This is a genomic window from Bacillus sp. OTU2372 (genome assembly GCF_038440275.1).
Lineage (GTDB): Bacteria > Bacillota > Bacilli > Bacillales > Cytobacillaceae > Neobacillus > Neobacillus bataviensis_B.
Genome location: NZ_JASATK010000001.1, coordinates 793,035 through 808,402 on the forward strand (window position 1 = coordinate 793,035; position 15,368 = coordinate 808,402).

Genomic DNA, 15,368 nt, shown 5'->3' on the forward strand with positions numbered 1-15,368 from the left:
TTAATGAAGGAAGGCGTTCAAGGTTTTAACGAAATAAAACGAGTGCTTTCTCCTATATTTTCACCGAAGAATGAGTTTATTTTGCCGCTTGATTGGATTTGGGGTGAACAAGAATTTAATGAAACCCTACTAACGGACGTTGTAATCGAAGATGAGGTGGAAGAAACCATTACTCGTAAGCGAGTAACAAACTGGGATTCTGTTATTAAGGCATGGAGTTATGTTTTTCAATATTTACAAACATACGGAGAGTTTTCTTTAGCTGATTTAGTAGAGTTGCCATTAGAAGTGCAGGATCTATGGTTTGAGGAATCTGAAACGATTGATTTATGGATGATGTTTGATAAAAAGCCGCTGAAGGTTCAAGTACTGCATCGAAAAGAAGATACATTAAGCGATGAGAGGGAAATTCTTCTTTATAAACTAATGATGGGGTATCCACAATTTCAAGTGTTTGAAGGCTTAAAGATCTTTACATCATTTGATCATCGGGCTGAGCCATTTACCTGGTACAGAATGAAAATAACCCCATTTAAAATATGTGTACAGGAGGAGAAATGATGAATGCAGAAACGATTAAAAGAGCATCAGCTGTCTATTTCACACTCTTAAAAGATAAAGTAATTGACGAAAATAGTGAACACTTCCAGGCTTATTTTAATCCGGAAGTGAGGCAGACCGTTCTTTTATTAGCGGACGAATCAGGTACATATATCATTGAGTCACCAAAGCGAATCCAATTAGTGGTCCAGCCAACCGGTTCTGTCTTTGCGACGAATTTTACTCACTTGAAAGAAAAACATCGGCAAGTTGAAACGAAGAAACACTTTCATCTTATGAGCGTTGTCATTATGTCATTTTTGGCAGCAATCGACCGTAACCAAGCGGCAAAAATTCGTACAAAGCGGGAAGGAATCAGCTACTACGCATTAGAGCGACAAGTGAACGATCTAATAATGAATTGGGATAGCATTCTTAAAGCGAAACCTGCCTTTGGGGAAGAAGAAAGAATTGATATGAAAGAAGTAGTGACCACATGGAAATACATGGAGGTCGACACGGAGGATTATGCTGTTAAAAAAGGTAATAGACGAACCAGAATTGGGCTAATTGCAGGTGCGATGCGTTTATTAGAGACGGAGGGGCTAATTGTTATCCTTGACCGGGACGATATTCCAAAGGCGATTCCGAAACAAGAGCTTTTTGAGCGAATTGAGTACTTGTATCACGATTATGATCGTTATGAATTATTTAAAAAATTAATGACTTCAGAGGAGGGTGAGCATGCCGAAAATTCATCGAATTAGAATTGTTGGCCTCAAGTATGATGGCATGCAAAAGCAATATAAAGATACCACTTTTAATTTCCATAATGAGGAGACATCCACAAATGGCCTTATTGCCATGATGAATGGTGGTGGGAAAGGTGTGTTCCTGCAAACGATTTTCCAAATACTCAAACCTGGAACTTCGTGGGGAAAACAAAACAATCGTTACTATCAACAATTCTTTTTTAATAATAAAGAACAATTTATTCCCTATACCTTTCATGTTGTTATTCAGTGGGAATTGGACGGTGCAGATCGCCGGCATCTAGTCACGGGAGGAATGTTTTCGGCTGAACAGCGGATTTCGATGAGTGAAGAAAGTGGAAGTGAAAGTAAAACATTGGAGCAGGAAGCAAAGATTCTTCCTAATATTACATTTTATACCAGAGAATTTGAAAGGAAAGAAGAGGCAGCGCTAGAGCATATTCCGCTCTATGAAAATGATGAGGTCGCTGAAACCGAAAGTTTGAAGGATTATTTAAAATGGAATGGATATGACGTTTACCGAGATACGAAGAAGCACTATCGCATCCTTGATACATACGGAATTAACCGTAAAGATTGGGATATTATGAAGGACATAAACAAGGATGAGGGGGGTGTTGGGAAATACTTTGAGGGAGCTGAGGATGATTATTCCCTTTTCCAAAAAAGAATTATTCCGACTGTTAGTCAAGTCTTACATCGAACCGAACATCAAAAGAACGATCTTGTGGAGATTTTTAAGAGCCAAGCCAGTATCGCAAAAGACCTGCCTGTTCTCTTAAAAAGAGAGCAAGCCCATAAAGAGTTTTTAGAAGACATTGTTCCATTTGAAGAGCACCTTGCTAAAGGAATAGAACATAAAGAAATTGTCCAGGAAAGCATAAAGGTAGGAAGACAACTGCTTGGTGCTTTAGAGCATTTGAAACAAACGGAAGAGGAAGCGCTGCTTACTTTAGAAAAAGATATAGAGAAATTAATATTAAGGCAGGCAGAATTACGTTATCAAAAAGACAACCTAGAGTATGCAAAAGCTCACAGAGAGGTTATGGATTGGGAAAAGAAATTAGTGGAAGAACGGACCAAGCATACATCTTTACAAGAGATTGTGAAAGAAAAACAGGAACGAAAAGAACAATTGGTGTTTCAACTATTATTGAAAGAGTGGAGTGAAAACGAACAAAGTATACTCTCACTTTCGCAGCAGATAGAGAAATTGGAACAAAATAGTGGTTTAGAGCAAGTCAGTCAAAGAATGGATGAAATCAAAAAAGAAGCAAGCGGGCAATGGGAACATGCCTATCTCTCCATCCAAGAAGCGGTTAAGCAATATGTGGGGTATCAAAAGTTTCTAAATAAAAAAGGAACGGAGCTTTCTCGACAAGATAAACAAAAGACAAAAGACATTGCACAGCTTAGTACGGAAATTGATTTTCTCTATACGGATATACATAACTTTGAATCAAAGGAAGTGGCACTTGTTCAAGATTTTGGCGACCGCTTAACCTATGACTTAAAGGGACTGATCGAAAACCTTAATAAACAAACCGAAGACAAAAAGGTTATGTTAGAGGAGCTGCAAGTAAAAGAGAAACAATCTAGTGAAAGGCAAAATCAACTTGCCACTTCACATGGAACTCTCGTCCAATCCATTCAGTTCTCACAAGAAAAATGTGAAGAATTAAAGGTTACAAATGAACAGCAAAAGCAAAAAGAAACAAAACTGCTAGATAAACTTCATGGTTTATTAGATGATGTCACAGGGCCGTTTACCCACTCTCTCTTATCGAAGTATGCCACACAGATAGAAGAAATGCTGGTCCATAACCGAGAACTAGGGGAACAAATTAAAAAAGATCTTTGGGAAACACAACTTGATCATTCCTTAAATGATGAACATTTCTGGATTCCCAATAAGGATGTGAAAGAATTAAAGGAATGGATCGATGAGAAGACTGGTATTGATGTGTTTTATGGAACCCATTTTCTTCAATCTTTAAGTTTAGATGAAATGACAAACTATCTCTTGATGTATCCGCTCCTTCCATATGGTTTAGTTGTCAGTCAACATCAATGGCAAAAAATTAATCAGCAGGTTCTTTCAGGAAGGATGTTTAAAAGTCCTGTCCCCATTTTCTTGCGTGAGGAAATGAACCGCGAAAATCACCAACCATCCTTTGTGATTATAAACGGAACCGAGAGAGATCTATTAACAGATAAAAATCTATTTACTAACTGGAAAATAAAGATTGCTAAACAAATAGAAGAAAAGAAAGATACCCTCGTTGAAATGGAAAAAACAGAAACTTCCTTACGTCGTATTTTAAAAGAAATCGATCGTTTTTTATTAGGCGAGCTATCTAGTGATATAGAAAGAGCACTCCATCAAGAACAAAACGCTCTTCTTTCAAAGAAATCGAAATTACAGGAAATCACCACACAGGAAGATAAAGAAAAAGAATTACTGCTTCAGCTCAAAGATCAGATGGAAACTACGAAACGAAAAATAGGGAAGCTTTCTAAAGATGTTGATACATTAGAGCTGTTTGACCAAGAAAAGACCCGATATCAAGAAAATAAACGGGCGAGACTGGAGAAAGAGAAACAAAAGGACGCCTTAGCTTCTCTGCAGCAAGAAATAGTAAAAGAGCACCAAGACATCGTTGACCTGCAAAACAAGTGGAATCAAACGTATCTAGAATGGAAACTTACAACCGAACAAAATATCAAGGAGATTTCCTTCTTTATAGAGGGAGCAGCTTTTCCTATTGATGAAAAAGCAGACCAAAGTGAAGAGGTCCCCCGCCTATCCCAACATTTATTAAAAGAGATAAATGGAAGTATTGAAGAGCTAAAACAGCTCCAAAAATCAAAGGAAGAACAGGCTAGAGAACTACTTGTTATTCAAGCAAGAAAAGAAACCGAACAAAAGCAGCAAAAGAAATTAGAGAAAAAACTCGATTCGCAAAATAAGGATTGGAATCAAACTCCAGAACCGGATGAACCTATTAGTATGTTAGAAAATATGCTCCAAACCGCACAAAAGGAGGCGAAGACTGCGGAAAAAGAAGAACGGGAACAAGGAACGGCTGTAACCGTAGCAGAAACCTCCTTAAAGCATGCGACTGAACAGCGCGACAAGTCAGGAAAGAAAGTGGAAAAACATGAAAAACAGCCTGAAGCATGGGAAGATCTTGACTTAGAAATAAAGGATGTAGAAATTAAAGACCAAACAAAATTAGCGAAAGAGCAAGTAAAAAAGGCTGAGAAACGCCAAAAAGAAACTGAAACGAATATTACTGGATATGAAGGGGATTTATTAACCTTATCCGTTATCCTAAAGGAGGAAAAGGCGGCATTTACGGACCATGATGTAGAAAGAATTAAGAGTCAGGGAAAAGCAGGAATACTGTCCTGGTGCGAAGAACATCAAGCGATTCAGGAAGAAGGCCAAGAAAAAGACGCGAAAATCGAACAATCTTTGCGTAATTTAAAGCTCACGATTGAGGGCAAAGATTGGGAGATTCGCTTTAAAAATGAAGTACTGACAACACTCGACCATCTGGATACGAGGCATTATACACATATCCAAAGCATCGTTAAAAATATGAAGCGTTTTTCACAAAGTGGATTAGAGCAATTAGAACGAGATAAAGAAAGGGCAGAAAACGCTCAAAACTTCTGGGCTAGCCGTGCCAGCATGAAAGTGATGAGTATTTCAGAGGCCATTCGTTCCATGATAGCGAAAATGAAGCTAAAAAATGAACGAGGGTCCTTTCCACTAGTCCAGCTCAAAGAAGACATTTTACCTAAAAAGGCAGAAGATATCGAACAACAATTGAAAAATCATTTTGTTGCTGCAATTAACAAAATAACCAAACAATTTGATGTGATAGATGAATATAATCAATCATTAGATCAAGAAATAAAACAACTCATTAGTGATGAGCAAATTTTATTTGTATCACTTCGAAATCGATATCCTGAGCTGCTCGTCTATAATATGCGAACCGATAATGCCTTTATGTACGGAAAACCGCAAAGAGAGCATTATTCAACATGGCAGACCATTAATCAAGGTTCTAAGACAAAATCCGATGGTAGTGGAGGGCAAAAGTTATCGGCTCGAATGGTGATGATGATGATGTTATTATCAGTTAAAAGCGAAACAGACCAAAGCTGGGTTCCTTTAGTCTGTGATAATCCATTCGGACAAGCTGCATCGGCACATGTCCTTGACCCGATATTCGCAGTTGCTGAGAAACTGAAGTTCCAATTCATCGTCGTCACGCCACCCGAACTTGTGAAAACGGAAATCAGCCAAAGATTTGACGCTTATTATAAATTGGATTTCATTCGTGAAAAAGGAAAAGAAATTGTTTCGGATACGATTGTTCCTGCTTTTCGGATTTATCAGGGAGAGGAAGTCTCTCAGGTAAGGTAACACAATGATACAATCGAGGATTAACGTAAGAATCTCACTTTTATATGGAAGGTGGGATTTTTACTTGTATCAGGAAAATTGATCTATTCTAAAAAACACCATTTAGGTGACGATATTTTTCAGGTGGAATCCCGACCATTTTCCTAAACGTAGCCACAAAGTGGCTTGGGGAACGAAAACCCACTTGCTGGGCAATATCACCGATTGTAGTAGAATTGTTTTCTAAAAGGAGCTTTTTAGATTGCTGGATTCGTAAATTAACAAAATAGGCATAAGGCGTCACGTGAAAGTTTTTTTGAAACAATGAATTCAGATGGCGTTTCGATGCATTGATAAAGAGAGCCATTTCATCAAGGCCGACATCGGGGTTGGAAAGTTGGGACTTCATCCAGTCAATGAGTGAATGTAACGTTACTAAATTACTGGTTTCTTTCAAGCTGTTTTTATTGGTTTTCCCGAACTTTTTTAGAAGCAAGAGAAATTCATAGACATTGGAGGAGGCACTTATGCTAAAGCTGTCTGTTGTCTCATCACTTTCCTTTAACGCTTTTTTTATGTAGGTTGAAATCGGTGCTTCCTGTTCCCAGTGAAAGAAAGCAGATTGATAGAGTCCAAGTGTAATTAAAATCTCTTTTACCATCGTGCCTCTGAATGTTACATAGAGTGTTTTCCATGGAGAGGAATCACTTTGTTCATTCTTATACGAATGGGCCATGTACGGGAAGATGAGGACACCGTTATTGGGCGGGAGATTTATTTTTTGATTTTGAAATTTGATAGATCCCAGTCCGCTAACTGTTTGAATCCAATGGTAATAAGGATAACCTTTTGGCCGGGTGATAGATTCTTGTGCTGGATTGTAACCAATCGTCTCAGCAAAAAGCGGCAGTTTGCTTTCATTTAAAGGTATTAAAAAATGTTTTTTCATCATTATGCTCCTTGGTTCTAAAAAGTTTTCTAAATTGTTCCTTTTTCTTATATCGCTTTCCATTATATTATATTTAATGTCCTTTTGTAATCGCATACAATTGAAATAAAATGATACATAGGGAAGAGGGATTAGAAATGATAAACGAAAAGTTACCTAAAATTTGGTATGGAGGAGATTATAATCCAGAGCAGTGGGAAAAAGAGGACTGGGATGAAGATGTCCGTATGTTTAAACTTGCAGGAATTGATGTGGCAACATTAAATGTTTTTTCCTGGGCGTTAAATCAACCCGATGAAGGGACTTACAATTTTTCTTGGCTGGATGAACAAATTGATCGTTTATATCAAAATGGTATTTATACTTGTCTGGCAACTAGTACTGCAGCACACCCTTCCTGGATGGCTAAAAACTATCCAGATGTATTGAGGGTAGATTATCAAGGAAGAAAACGAAAGTTTGGCGGCAGACACAATTCCTGTCCGAACAGCCCAACCTATCGGAAGTATGCAGAACGGATGGCAGACCGGTTAGGAGAAAGATATAAAGATCATCCAGGAGTGTTGATTTGGCACGTGTCCAATGAATATGGCGGCTACTGTTATTGTGATAACTGTTCTGAGAGTTTTAGAGAATGGCTTCAGCAAAAATACGGAAACTTAGATACTTTGAATAAAGCGTGGAATACTCGATTTTGGGGCCATACGTTTTATGATTGGGATGAAATTGTGCCGCCCAATGCTTTAAGTGAAGAGTGGGGTGGGAGTTCTACTAATTTTCAAGGAATTTCCTTAGATTATCGCATATTTCAGTCTGATAGCTTATTAGAGTGCTTTAAACTAGAGCGTGATGTCTTGAAGAAGCATACTCCTGATATTCCGGTAACAACGAATTTAATGGGTACCTATAAAGAGCTCGATTATTTTAAATGGGGCAAAGAAATGGATGTTGTTTCTTGGGATAACTATCCTGCCTATAACACACCAGTAAGTTTCACAGCAATGCGGCATGATCTTATGAGAGGCTTAAAAAGCGGACAGCCTTTTATGTTAATGGAGCAGACGCCAAGTCAGCAGAATTGGCAGCCGTATAATTCGTTGAAGCGGCCTGGTGTCATGCGTTTATGGAGTTATCAGGCAGTGGCACGTGGAGCAGATACAATCATGTTTTTCCAATTGAGGAGATCGGTTGGAGCCTGTGAAAAATACCATGGAGCGGTTATCGAACATGCTGGTCATGAAAATACAAGAGTTTTTCGGGAAACAGCTGCACTTGGCAAGGAGCTGGCACAGTTGTCCGTTACCTTGCTCGATTCTCGTGTACAAGCTAAGGTCGCAATCGTGTTTGACTGGGAAAACTGGTGGGCAACGGAATTATCAAGTGGCCCATCAAAGGCATTGGATTATGTAAATGAAGTTCATAAATATTACGCAGCCTTATTTGGAGAAAATATTGCGGTTGACATGATTGGTGTGGAAGAAGATATAAGCAAGTACGAAATCGTCTTTGCTCCTGTATTATATATGGTGAAATCAGGTTATGCGAATAAGGTAAAAGAATTTGTTCAAGATGGAGGAACGTTTGTGACCACGTTCTTTAGTGGAATTGTGAATGAACATGATCTTGTCACCCTTGGTGGTTATCCAGGAGAACTGCGGGATCTCCTTGGTATTTGGGTGGAGGAAATCGATGCTCTGCCTCCTGAAGTGAAAAATCAAATTGTCGTGAAAAAAGAAGCCGGCAGTCTAACCGGCACTTATGAGTGCAGTTTGCTGTTTGATATTATCCATTCAGAGGGTGCAGAAGTGCTGGCTGAATATGGTTCGGATTTTTATGCCGGTACACCTGTAATTACGTGTAATTCATTTGGAAATGGAAAAGCGTATTACGTAGGAACATGCCCTGACGCAGCGTTTTTAACGGATTTTGTCAAAACGATTTGTGAGGAAAAGGAGATAAAACCATTACTTGATGTTCCAAAAGGGGTGGAAGTGACGGAGAGAAGAAAGGATGGCCGCTCTTACTTTTTTGTCATGAACCACAATGCGTCAGCAGTTGAATTCGAGATCAGTGAAGGAACAGACCTGTTAACAAGTAAGGAAATAAACGGGACAACCTCATTAGAGGCTTATGGAGTCATGATTGTAAAACAATAGGAAAGAGACTTTAAAACATATTATAAAACTGAATTAGGTGGTCACCAGGAAACTGCAAGTAAAAACATCCTTTTATCAATTAAAGGATGTTTTTTTTGCATAGAATAGCTCCTAAATGATTTCATTAATCAGTGGAGGAGCCAGAAAGAAAGTTCCTAAAAAGGAGGCCTATTGCTTCAGATAGATTTTCTTATGGAATATTCGACAAGCCACTCAGGTATTGAAATTCGTTTTGTCTGGTTACGTTCGTGTTCAATTCTCTCACGTCCTTTCTTCATCCATTCTTGTAATGTTGCTGGATTATCAGTTTCTTCGCAAGGGAATACGGCAATGTCGGCAATCGCAGGAGGAAAAGGACTTCTTCTAATGTAGTTTTTCAGCTTTGCCATCACCTGTTCATAGTCCATATTAGAACAAACTTGGAACCATAACAGAACCGTTTCGTCCCTCACCAAGAAGTTGGAATAAACCGATTCAATTAGTGTTAATAGTTTCACTACTTCTTCTTTAGTCATTGCCATTCCTCCAGTACCACAATTTTGCCTTTCTTAAATATTCGCTTGACTGGTTCAGACTTCCAATCTTTGTTTTGCTGTTTGGGTTGTTTACCTTTTTTACCTTCTTTCTCCATCTTTAGTAATGTCCTTTTGGCCTTTTCGCAATCCATTTCGCTCTAATATTTCCAATTATTTCTATATCTAAAAAGGACAGAGTCAAAAAAATTTTTATAGTTCGGTAATATCCACTATTTCCAGATTTCCAAGAACACCAATTGCTTACAACGATGTTAAAATTAAAAAGGCAGTTACGTACAAAAATCATAAGAGGAGCATACTTTACAAATGAACCAGAAATTTCTTTATATTATTATCATCATTGCCCTGGGGTATCTATTAAAACGTTTCAATATTTTACAAGAAAAAGATGGACAAGTTATTTCAAAAATTATATTTAAAATAACTCTTCCTGCATTAGTCATTGTTACCTTCGATTCTGTAAAAATAGAAATTTCTTTAATTTTAATTCCTATTATTGTCCTCATATATGGTGTAGTCACCACATGTCTTGGCTTATGGGTATTTAAAAATGAGGAAAGGGAACTTAAAGGTTCTTTTATGATCATGTCTTCAGGATTTAATGTCGGCCTCTTTGCATTTCCTCTTGTCTATGCGATTTGGGGGATGAGTGGTTTAACCTATTTTAGTATGTTTGATGTAGGAACATCATTCCTTGTCTTTGGAATTGCCTATATATTAGGAAGTTATTTTTCAGAAGAAGGGTTACGCCTCAGGCCTGTTGAAATTGTAAAAAAACTTAGTAAATCAATTCCTTTAATGACTTACGTAATCGCGAGTATTTTAAATTTCAGTCATTTAAAATTACCTGACATGATTATTAATGTGGCGAGTACCATATCGGCAGCCAATATGCCCTTATCCTTATTACTTTTGGGACTCTATTTAAATTTTAAATTTGAGAAAAAATTTATTAAACCGATGTTGAAATTTTTAACTTTTCGATATGGTCTGGGATTGCTTGTTGGTTTTACTTTATTTTTTCTTCTTCCAAACGATGATATGTTTCGTTATTCGATATTGATTGGACTCGTACTGCCACTTGCAGCATCATCCATCACCTATAGCGTTGAATTTAAATATAGTATGGAAAGCACACGATTAATAGCAACTATTTCCAACATTACTATTTTAATTAGTATTGTCATCTTGTATATTTTTGCAAACTTTATTTGATGAATTTCTAAGTTCAGGTTAAACTAGTTGAATGAAGAACGGCTTAATCGTCAGAGTTTTATTTGAGATGAATCTGAGCAGGTCAAAGGGATTTTAATGATATGGAATTAATTAAGTAAACTAGATTATACATTGAAAGTTGGTAACCAAAATGATGAATCGCAGTATTATTTTTTTTGATATTGATGGAACTTTGCTTAACCATGATAAAGAATTGCCTTTCTCAACGAAAGAATCCATTTTTAAATTAAAAGAACTTGGCCATGAAGTAGCCATTGCAACTGGACGAGCCCCATTTATGTTCGAGGATTTGCGAAAAGAATTAGATATTAACACATATGTTAGTTATAACGGTCAATACGTTGTCTTAAAAGGGAAAGAATTATATCGAAATCCATTAAACATCTCATCACTTGAAAAGTTAACAGAAGCAGCTCTTCAAAACAATCATCCTGTCGTCTTTATGGACCATGAGGATATGAGAGCGAACGTGCCAGAGCATACATACATAACAGAGAGCATTGCTACATTAAAAATTGGCCGATTCCCGACGCATGATCCCAATTATTACAAAGGACGGGAGTTGTTTCAAACGCTTCTTTTTTGTCCAGAAGGTGAAGAAAAACAATACGAGCAGCAGTTTCATGATTTTGATTTTGTGAGATGGCATCCTGTTTCAGTGGATGTACTTCCAAGGGGAGGTTCAAAAGCCCAAGGTATTAAACGGGTAGTTGAAAGCCTAGGTATTCCACCAGAACGGCACTATGCCTTTGGGGATGGTCTCAATGATATGGAAATGCTCTCAACAGTTCAAAATAGTGTAGCGATGGGGAATGCCGAAGAAATAGTAAAGTCAGTAGCCAAATATGAAACAAAATCGGTTGAGGAGAATGGAATTCTCCATGGTCTTCAAATGGTTGGTCTTTTATAATTAAATAATGATTAACTTAATAAAAAAATTATATTAGTCAAAAAGTTTCTCAGTTATCACATTGTCCTGTTTTAATTATTAAGTAAAATACACCTCATTATAGGTTAGGCATGAATTCGGTATATACCGGGTTCATGCTTTTTTTATTATTATCCAAAAAAATATTATTAAGTTTACATTAAGATTAAAGTGGTAGGATTCGAGTTGTTAGAATGTTTTCGGTTCGGAATAAAGAGAGGGGTATCCTTAATTGAAATTAAAAATTCTTGCGGTTTTATGTGCTTTGGGATTACTCATTAGTGTTGGTTATGTGAGAGCACAAAAAACAGAATCTACCACGAATACCACGGAAACTAGTAATGAAACTAAACAAGAAGAACAAAATGGCACAGTTGAAACTGTTTCCGATACAAATTCAGCTCAGGAAAATGAAGTCCAGAATGAAGAGCAAAATGAAGTTCAAGTTCAGAATGGAAAAATAGTAATTGATAAAGTACCGCAAATCCAACAGATGCCAGAATTACCACGGGGATGTGAGGTAACTAGTCTAGCCATGCTTCTCCAATATGCAGGTGTTTCAGTCGATAAAATGACATTAGCAAAAGAAATAAATACCATTCCTTTCCGCGACCAAAATGGTCTGCATGGAAATCCCAATGCGGTGTTTGTTGGTGATATCTACTCATTTGATAATCCAGGATATGGGGTATACCATAGCCCGATCGCCGATTTAGCTGAATCCTATCTCCCAGGTAGAGTAATAGATTTAACAGGTCAAAGTATTGACTCTGTTTATAATATGCTGAAACAAGGATCTCCTGTATGGGTTATTACCAATTCAAGATTTGCCTCACTTCCTGAAAGTGAATTTTCCATTTGGAATACACAAACCGGGAATGTACAAATTACCTATAGAGAGCATAGTGTTTTAGTAGTTGGTTATGATGACAATTATGTGTATTTGAACGACCCGTTAGCTGATCAACCATATAAGACTGTTTCAAAAGCTAGTTTTGAAGAGTCGTGGATTCAAATGGGGAAACAAGCTGTCAGTTATCAATAGTTTTACTTTAAGTAAAAGTATCCTACTACAAATAAGATGGTGCATAACAGTTTATTTAAAAATTTACCAACATGTAGTAAGCAGTTCATGAATTTTTATGCTTGTAATCCTTCAATTTTAAAAACTATACTTATAGAGTAAATTATTATTTTATCGTTGGAGGAAACATGTCTATTCAAGTTCAAGAATTAAATAAGTCTTTCAGAGTCCATGTCAGGCAGGAGGGCTGGACAGAAGCTTTACGCAGTTTATTCAAACGGGAATACCAAACCGTTCATGCAGTGAAGGACGTGTCTTTCAACATTAATACGGGTGAAATTGTAGGATTTTTAGGGCCGAATGGAGCAGGAAAAACGACCACGATTAAGATGTTAGCCGGTTTGCTGCATCCTACTTCTGGCCGAATCGAAGTGAATGGTTTCAAACCACAGGAACAGAAGAATGAGTACAAAAAAATGATGAGTTTGGTCATGGGGCAGAAAAGTCAATTGATTTGGGATATCCCCCCAAAGGAGACTTTTCTAGTAAATAAAAGCGTCTATGAAATTGACGAAAAAGTGTTTCGTCAAACCTTGGATGAACTTGTTGAATTACTAGAATTAGCCCCGTTACTTGGTAAACCCGTACGAAATCTAAGTCTCGGTCAACGCATGAAATGCGAATTAGCCGCGTCATTATTACATCGTCCATCGATTCTTTTTTTAGATGAGCCGACGATTGGCTTGGATGTGGATACCCAAGAAAAAGTACGCCAATTTATTGCTAAATATAATCGTGAGCACAAAACAACGATTCTACTAACTTCGCATTATATGGGCGATGTCACCGCACTTTGTGAGCGCGTGTTAATCATTAATCATGGGAAACTACTTTATGACGGAGAGTTACAAGTTTTAACGGAAAGATTAACTCCATATAAATTGTTAGAGGTTCGTCTTCCTTTAGGCTCACATGGTCGATGGGAGTCATTCGGTGATGTGGTTTCCTTTGAAGATGGGAAATTGACACTCCGAGTCGCACGGGATCGTGTACCGACTATCTCATCTGAACTACTGGCTAATTTTGAGATCAATGACCTAAATATACAAGATCCACCGATGGAAGAAGTGATTACCTTAGCTTTTCAGGAGGAATCACATGATTACTAAATATCGAGCCATTTTACGGATGAAATATGTCGAGATGTTTTCTTATCAGCTATCGACGATGGTCTGGATGAATATTTATCCAGACCAGGGAGATTCTTTTATTTTATATTTTATTTCTTTGATAATGGTAGAGCGCTTGACAAGTGCTTGGGACGTTTGGGAAATGGATCGGCAAATAAGGGAAGGGACTTTCTCCTATCAAATTGTTCGGCCTTTTCATCCAATTCATTGGGCAATCGCTGAAAATATTGTTTATAAAGGTTTGTTTTTAGTCATTCTTGTGTCTTGTTGGATTATTTTATCCATCTTTATTCCTTCACTTCAGTTACATCTATCATTCAGCCAGTGGGGACTATTTCTAGCTGCGCTGTTATTAGGAGCAATTATTCGATTTGCTTTTAGTTTTATGTTTGGCATATTGGGTTTTTGGATGACGAAAGTGACAGCTGTCTATGCCACGTTCGAAACCGTCTCGTTATTTATTTCCGGCCGAATTGCGCCGTTTTCTCTTTTACCGCCTGTAGTGAAACAAATCAGTACCTTCTTACCCTATCGTTATATGATTGGATTTCCTTTAGAAATTCTAACAGAAACAGCTGATCGGCAAACCCTGTTGGTAGGATTTATAGGTTCCGCCATTTGGACTGTTCTTCTGATAGTGGCAATAGGTTGGTTATGGAAGGCTGGATTAAAGAAAAATCAGGCGGTAGGAGGATAACATGAGGCGATATTGGCGGATATTTAAAGAATTTTTTCGAACTTGTCTTGTAGAAGAACTTGAATACCGCAGTGAGTTTATAGGAAATCTCTTTTCAAGTTTATTTGGTATTATCGTTTCGATTTTGATGGTTCAAATTTTCTTTTATCAAACAGATCAATTAGGGGGCTGGGCATATGCTGATGTTCTGATTCTTCTTGGTATTTTCAATACCTTGCAAGGGTTGGTTGATTTTGCTCTTCGACCGAATATGCCGAGACTGCTTTTGCATATTCGAATGGGAACATTGGATTATGTGCTCACAAAACCCGTTGATAGCATGTTTTTCGTGAGTCTGAGGCATCTTGTTTTCTGGCGGCTGATTGATGTCCTATTAGGTATTGGACTAATTATCTATGGTCTTGTTCAAAAACATTTTATACCTTCTTTACTTGATGTCGGGTTCTTTTTAATTAGCATCTTTGCTGCCTTATTGATTATTTATTCTTTGTGGATGTTACTGATGACCACCGCCTTTTGGGTGATTCGGATGGATGATTTGTCTTTCTTGTTCAGTTCTTTCTTTGAAACAACTCGGTTTCCGATTACCATGTATAAAGGCTGGCTACGTACGGTTCTAACGTATGTGTTACCTGCAGCATTTCTTACGTTTACCCCGGCTAGTTTTTTAATCGGTAAGTGGGATGGTGGAACAACCTTTACGTCACTCGTTGTCGCTGTTGTTTTCTTTTGGCTGGCCCGTCGATTCTGGAAGTTTGCACTCGCGAATTATACTAGTGCGAGTAGTTAAAATCATTGTGTATTATAAGTCCGAAAGAGAGAGGAAATTGGAGCTACAGGGGTTAAGAACGGTTCATAATCCCTGAGGGAAAAAGATTATTAGAGCTACAGGGGATGAGGACAGTTTATAACTCCTTAA

General features: G+C 37.6%; 12 protein-coding genes. 10 read left to right on the forward strand and 2 right to left on the reverse strand.

Annotated elements, in window-relative coordinates:
- The first annotated feature begins 3 nt into the window (after positions 1-3).
- From AAHB15_RS03835 to AAHB15_RS03845, 3 genes are read left to right on the forward strand one after another with little or no spacing between them, the layout of a single operon-like run.
- Positions 4-561 carry a hypothetical protein gene (locus tag AAHB15_RS03835; protein WP_342041757.1) on the forward strand — a complete coding sequence of 186 codons (558 nt, stop codon included), beginning with the start codon at positions 4-6 and terminating at the stop codon, positions 559-561.
- Positions 558-1,307 (forward strand): DUF6063 family protein, encoded by a 750-nt coding sequence (locus AAHB15_RS03840; RefSeq protein WP_342041758.1) that lies wholly within the window; start codon positions 558-560, stop codon positions 1,305-1,307. The genes AAHB15_RS03835 and AAHB15_RS03840 overlap by 4 nt, the downstream gene beginning before the upstream one ends.
- Positions 1,285-5,754 (forward strand): hypothetical protein, encoded by a 4,470-nt coding sequence (locus AAHB15_RS03845; protein ID WP_342041759.1) that lies wholly within the window; start codon positions 1,285-1,287, stop codon positions 5,752-5,754. Before AAHB15_RS03840 ends, AAHB15_RS03845 begins: the two co-directional genes overlap by 23 nt.
- Positions 5,755-5,842: 88 nt before the next feature.
- On the opposite strand, the gene AAHB15_RS03850 is transcribed toward AAHB15_RS03845, so the two are convergent.
- Positions 5,843-6,682 (reverse strand): AraC family transcriptional regulator, encoded by an 840-nt coding sequence (locus AAHB15_RS03850; protein ID WP_335573930.1) that lies wholly within the window; start codon positions 6,680-6,682, stop codon positions 5,843-5,845.
- A gap of 137 nt (positions 6,683-6,819) precedes the next feature.
- Here AAHB15_RS03850 and AAHB15_RS03855 point away from each other — a divergent pair, with 137 nt between their 5' ends.
- Positions 6,820-8,838 carry a beta-galactosidase gene (locus AAHB15_RS03855; protein ID WP_342041760.1) on the forward strand — a complete coding sequence of 673 codons (2,019 nt, stop codon included), beginning with the start codon at positions 6,820-6,822 and terminating at the stop codon, positions 8,836-8,838.
- 176 nt (positions 8,839-9,014) lie between these two features.
- Here AAHB15_RS03855 and AAHB15_RS03860 read toward each other — a convergent pair whose 3' ends face one another.
- Entirely contained in the window at positions 9,015-9,353 is a 339-nt protein-coding gene (locus tag AAHB15_RS03860; RefSeq protein ID WP_335573928.1) for a replicative helicase loader/inhibitor, read from the reverse strand.
- Positions 9,354-9,680: 327 nt separating this feature from the next.
- On the opposite strand from AAHB15_RS03860, the gene AAHB15_RS03865 reads away from it, so the two are divergent.
- From AAHB15_RS03865 to AAHB15_RS03890, 6 genes are all read left to right on the forward strand, one after another.
- A complete protein-coding gene (locus AAHB15_RS03865) occupies positions 9,681-10,589 on the forward strand; it encodes an AEC family transporter (RefSeq protein ID WP_342041761.1) in 909 nt (302 codons plus the stop codon).
- Positions 10,590-10,740: 151 nt separating this feature from the next.
- Positions 10,741-11,520 carry a Cof-type HAD-IIB family hydrolase gene (locus AAHB15_RS03870; RefSeq protein WP_335573926.1) on the forward strand — a complete coding sequence of 260 codons (780 nt, stop codon included), beginning with the start codon at positions 10,741-10,743 and terminating at the stop codon, positions 11,518-11,520.
- A 250-nt stretch (positions 11,521-11,770) separates the two neighbouring features.
- The gene (locus tag AAHB15_RS03875; RefSeq protein WP_335573925.1) at positions 11,771-12,583 is read left to right on the forward strand and encodes a C39 family peptidase; all 813 of its coding nucleotides are present in this window, start codon (positions 11,771-11,773) and stop codon (positions 12,581-12,583) included.
- 167 nt (positions 12,584-12,750) lie between these two features.
- On the forward strand, positions 12,751-13,731 hold the full coding sequence (locus tag AAHB15_RS03880; protein ID WP_342041762.1) for an ABC transporter ATP-binding protein: 981 nt from the start codon (positions 12,751-12,753) through the stop codon (positions 13,729-13,731).
- Positions 13,721-14,449 carry an ABC transporter permease gene (locus AAHB15_RS03885; protein WP_342041763.1) on the forward strand — a complete coding sequence of 243 codons (729 nt, stop codon included), beginning with the start codon at positions 13,721-13,723 and terminating at the stop codon, positions 14,447-14,449. The genes AAHB15_RS03880 and AAHB15_RS03885 overlap by 11 nt, the downstream gene beginning before the upstream one ends.
- Before the next feature lies 1 nt (position 14,450).
- Complete coding sequence (locus AAHB15_RS03890) at positions 14,451-15,239, forward strand: ABC transporter permease (RefSeq protein WP_335573922.1); 789 nt, start codon at positions 14,451-14,453, stop codon at positions 15,237-15,239.
- Positions 15,240-15,368 lie beyond the last annotated feature (129 nt).

Bases quoted from the DNA above. Each gene is read 5' to 3' on its own strand.
- AAHB15_RS03835 (WP_342041757.1), top strand. From the start codon at position 4: ATGAAGGAAGGCGTTCAAGGTTTTAACGAAATAAAACGAGTGCTTTCT.
- AAHB15_RS03885 (WP_342041763.1), top strand. From the start codon at position 13,721: ATGATTACTAAATATCGAGCCATTTTACGGATGAAATATGTCGAGATG.
- AAHB15_RS03845 (WP_342041759.1), top strand. From the start codon at position 1,285: ATGCCGAAAATTCATCGAATTAGAATTGTTGGCCTCAAGTATGATGGC.
- AAHB15_RS03890 (WP_335573922.1), top strand. From the start codon at position 14,451: ATGAGGCGATATTGGCGGATATTTAAAGAATTTTTTCGAACTTGTCTT.
- AAHB15_RS03850 (WP_335573930.1), bottom strand. From the start codon at position 6,682: ATGAAAAAACATTTTTTAATACCTTTAAATGAAAGCAAACTGCCGCTT.
- AAHB15_RS03870 (WP_335573926.1), top strand. From the start codon at position 10,741: ATGATGAATCGCAGTATTATTTTTTTTGATATTGATGGAACTTTGCTT.
- AAHB15_RS03860 (WP_335573928.1), bottom strand. From the start codon at position 9,353: ATGACTAAAGAAGAAGTAGTGAAACTATTAACACTAATTGAATCGGTT.
- AAHB15_RS03880 (WP_342041762.1), top strand. From the start codon at position 12,751: ATGTCTATTCAAGTTCAAGAATTAAATAAGTCTTTCAGAGTCCATGTC.
- AAHB15_RS03840 (WP_342041758.1), top strand. From the start codon at position 558: ATGATGAATGCAGAAACGATTAAAAGAGCATCAGCTGTCTATTTCACA.
- AAHB15_RS03855 (WP_342041760.1), top strand. From the start codon at position 6,820: ATGATAAACGAAAAGTTACCTAAAATTTGGTATGGAGGAGATTATAAT.
- AAHB15_RS03865 (WP_342041761.1), top strand. From the start codon at position 9,681: ATGAACCAGAAATTTCTTTATATTATTATCATCATTGCCCTGGGGTAT.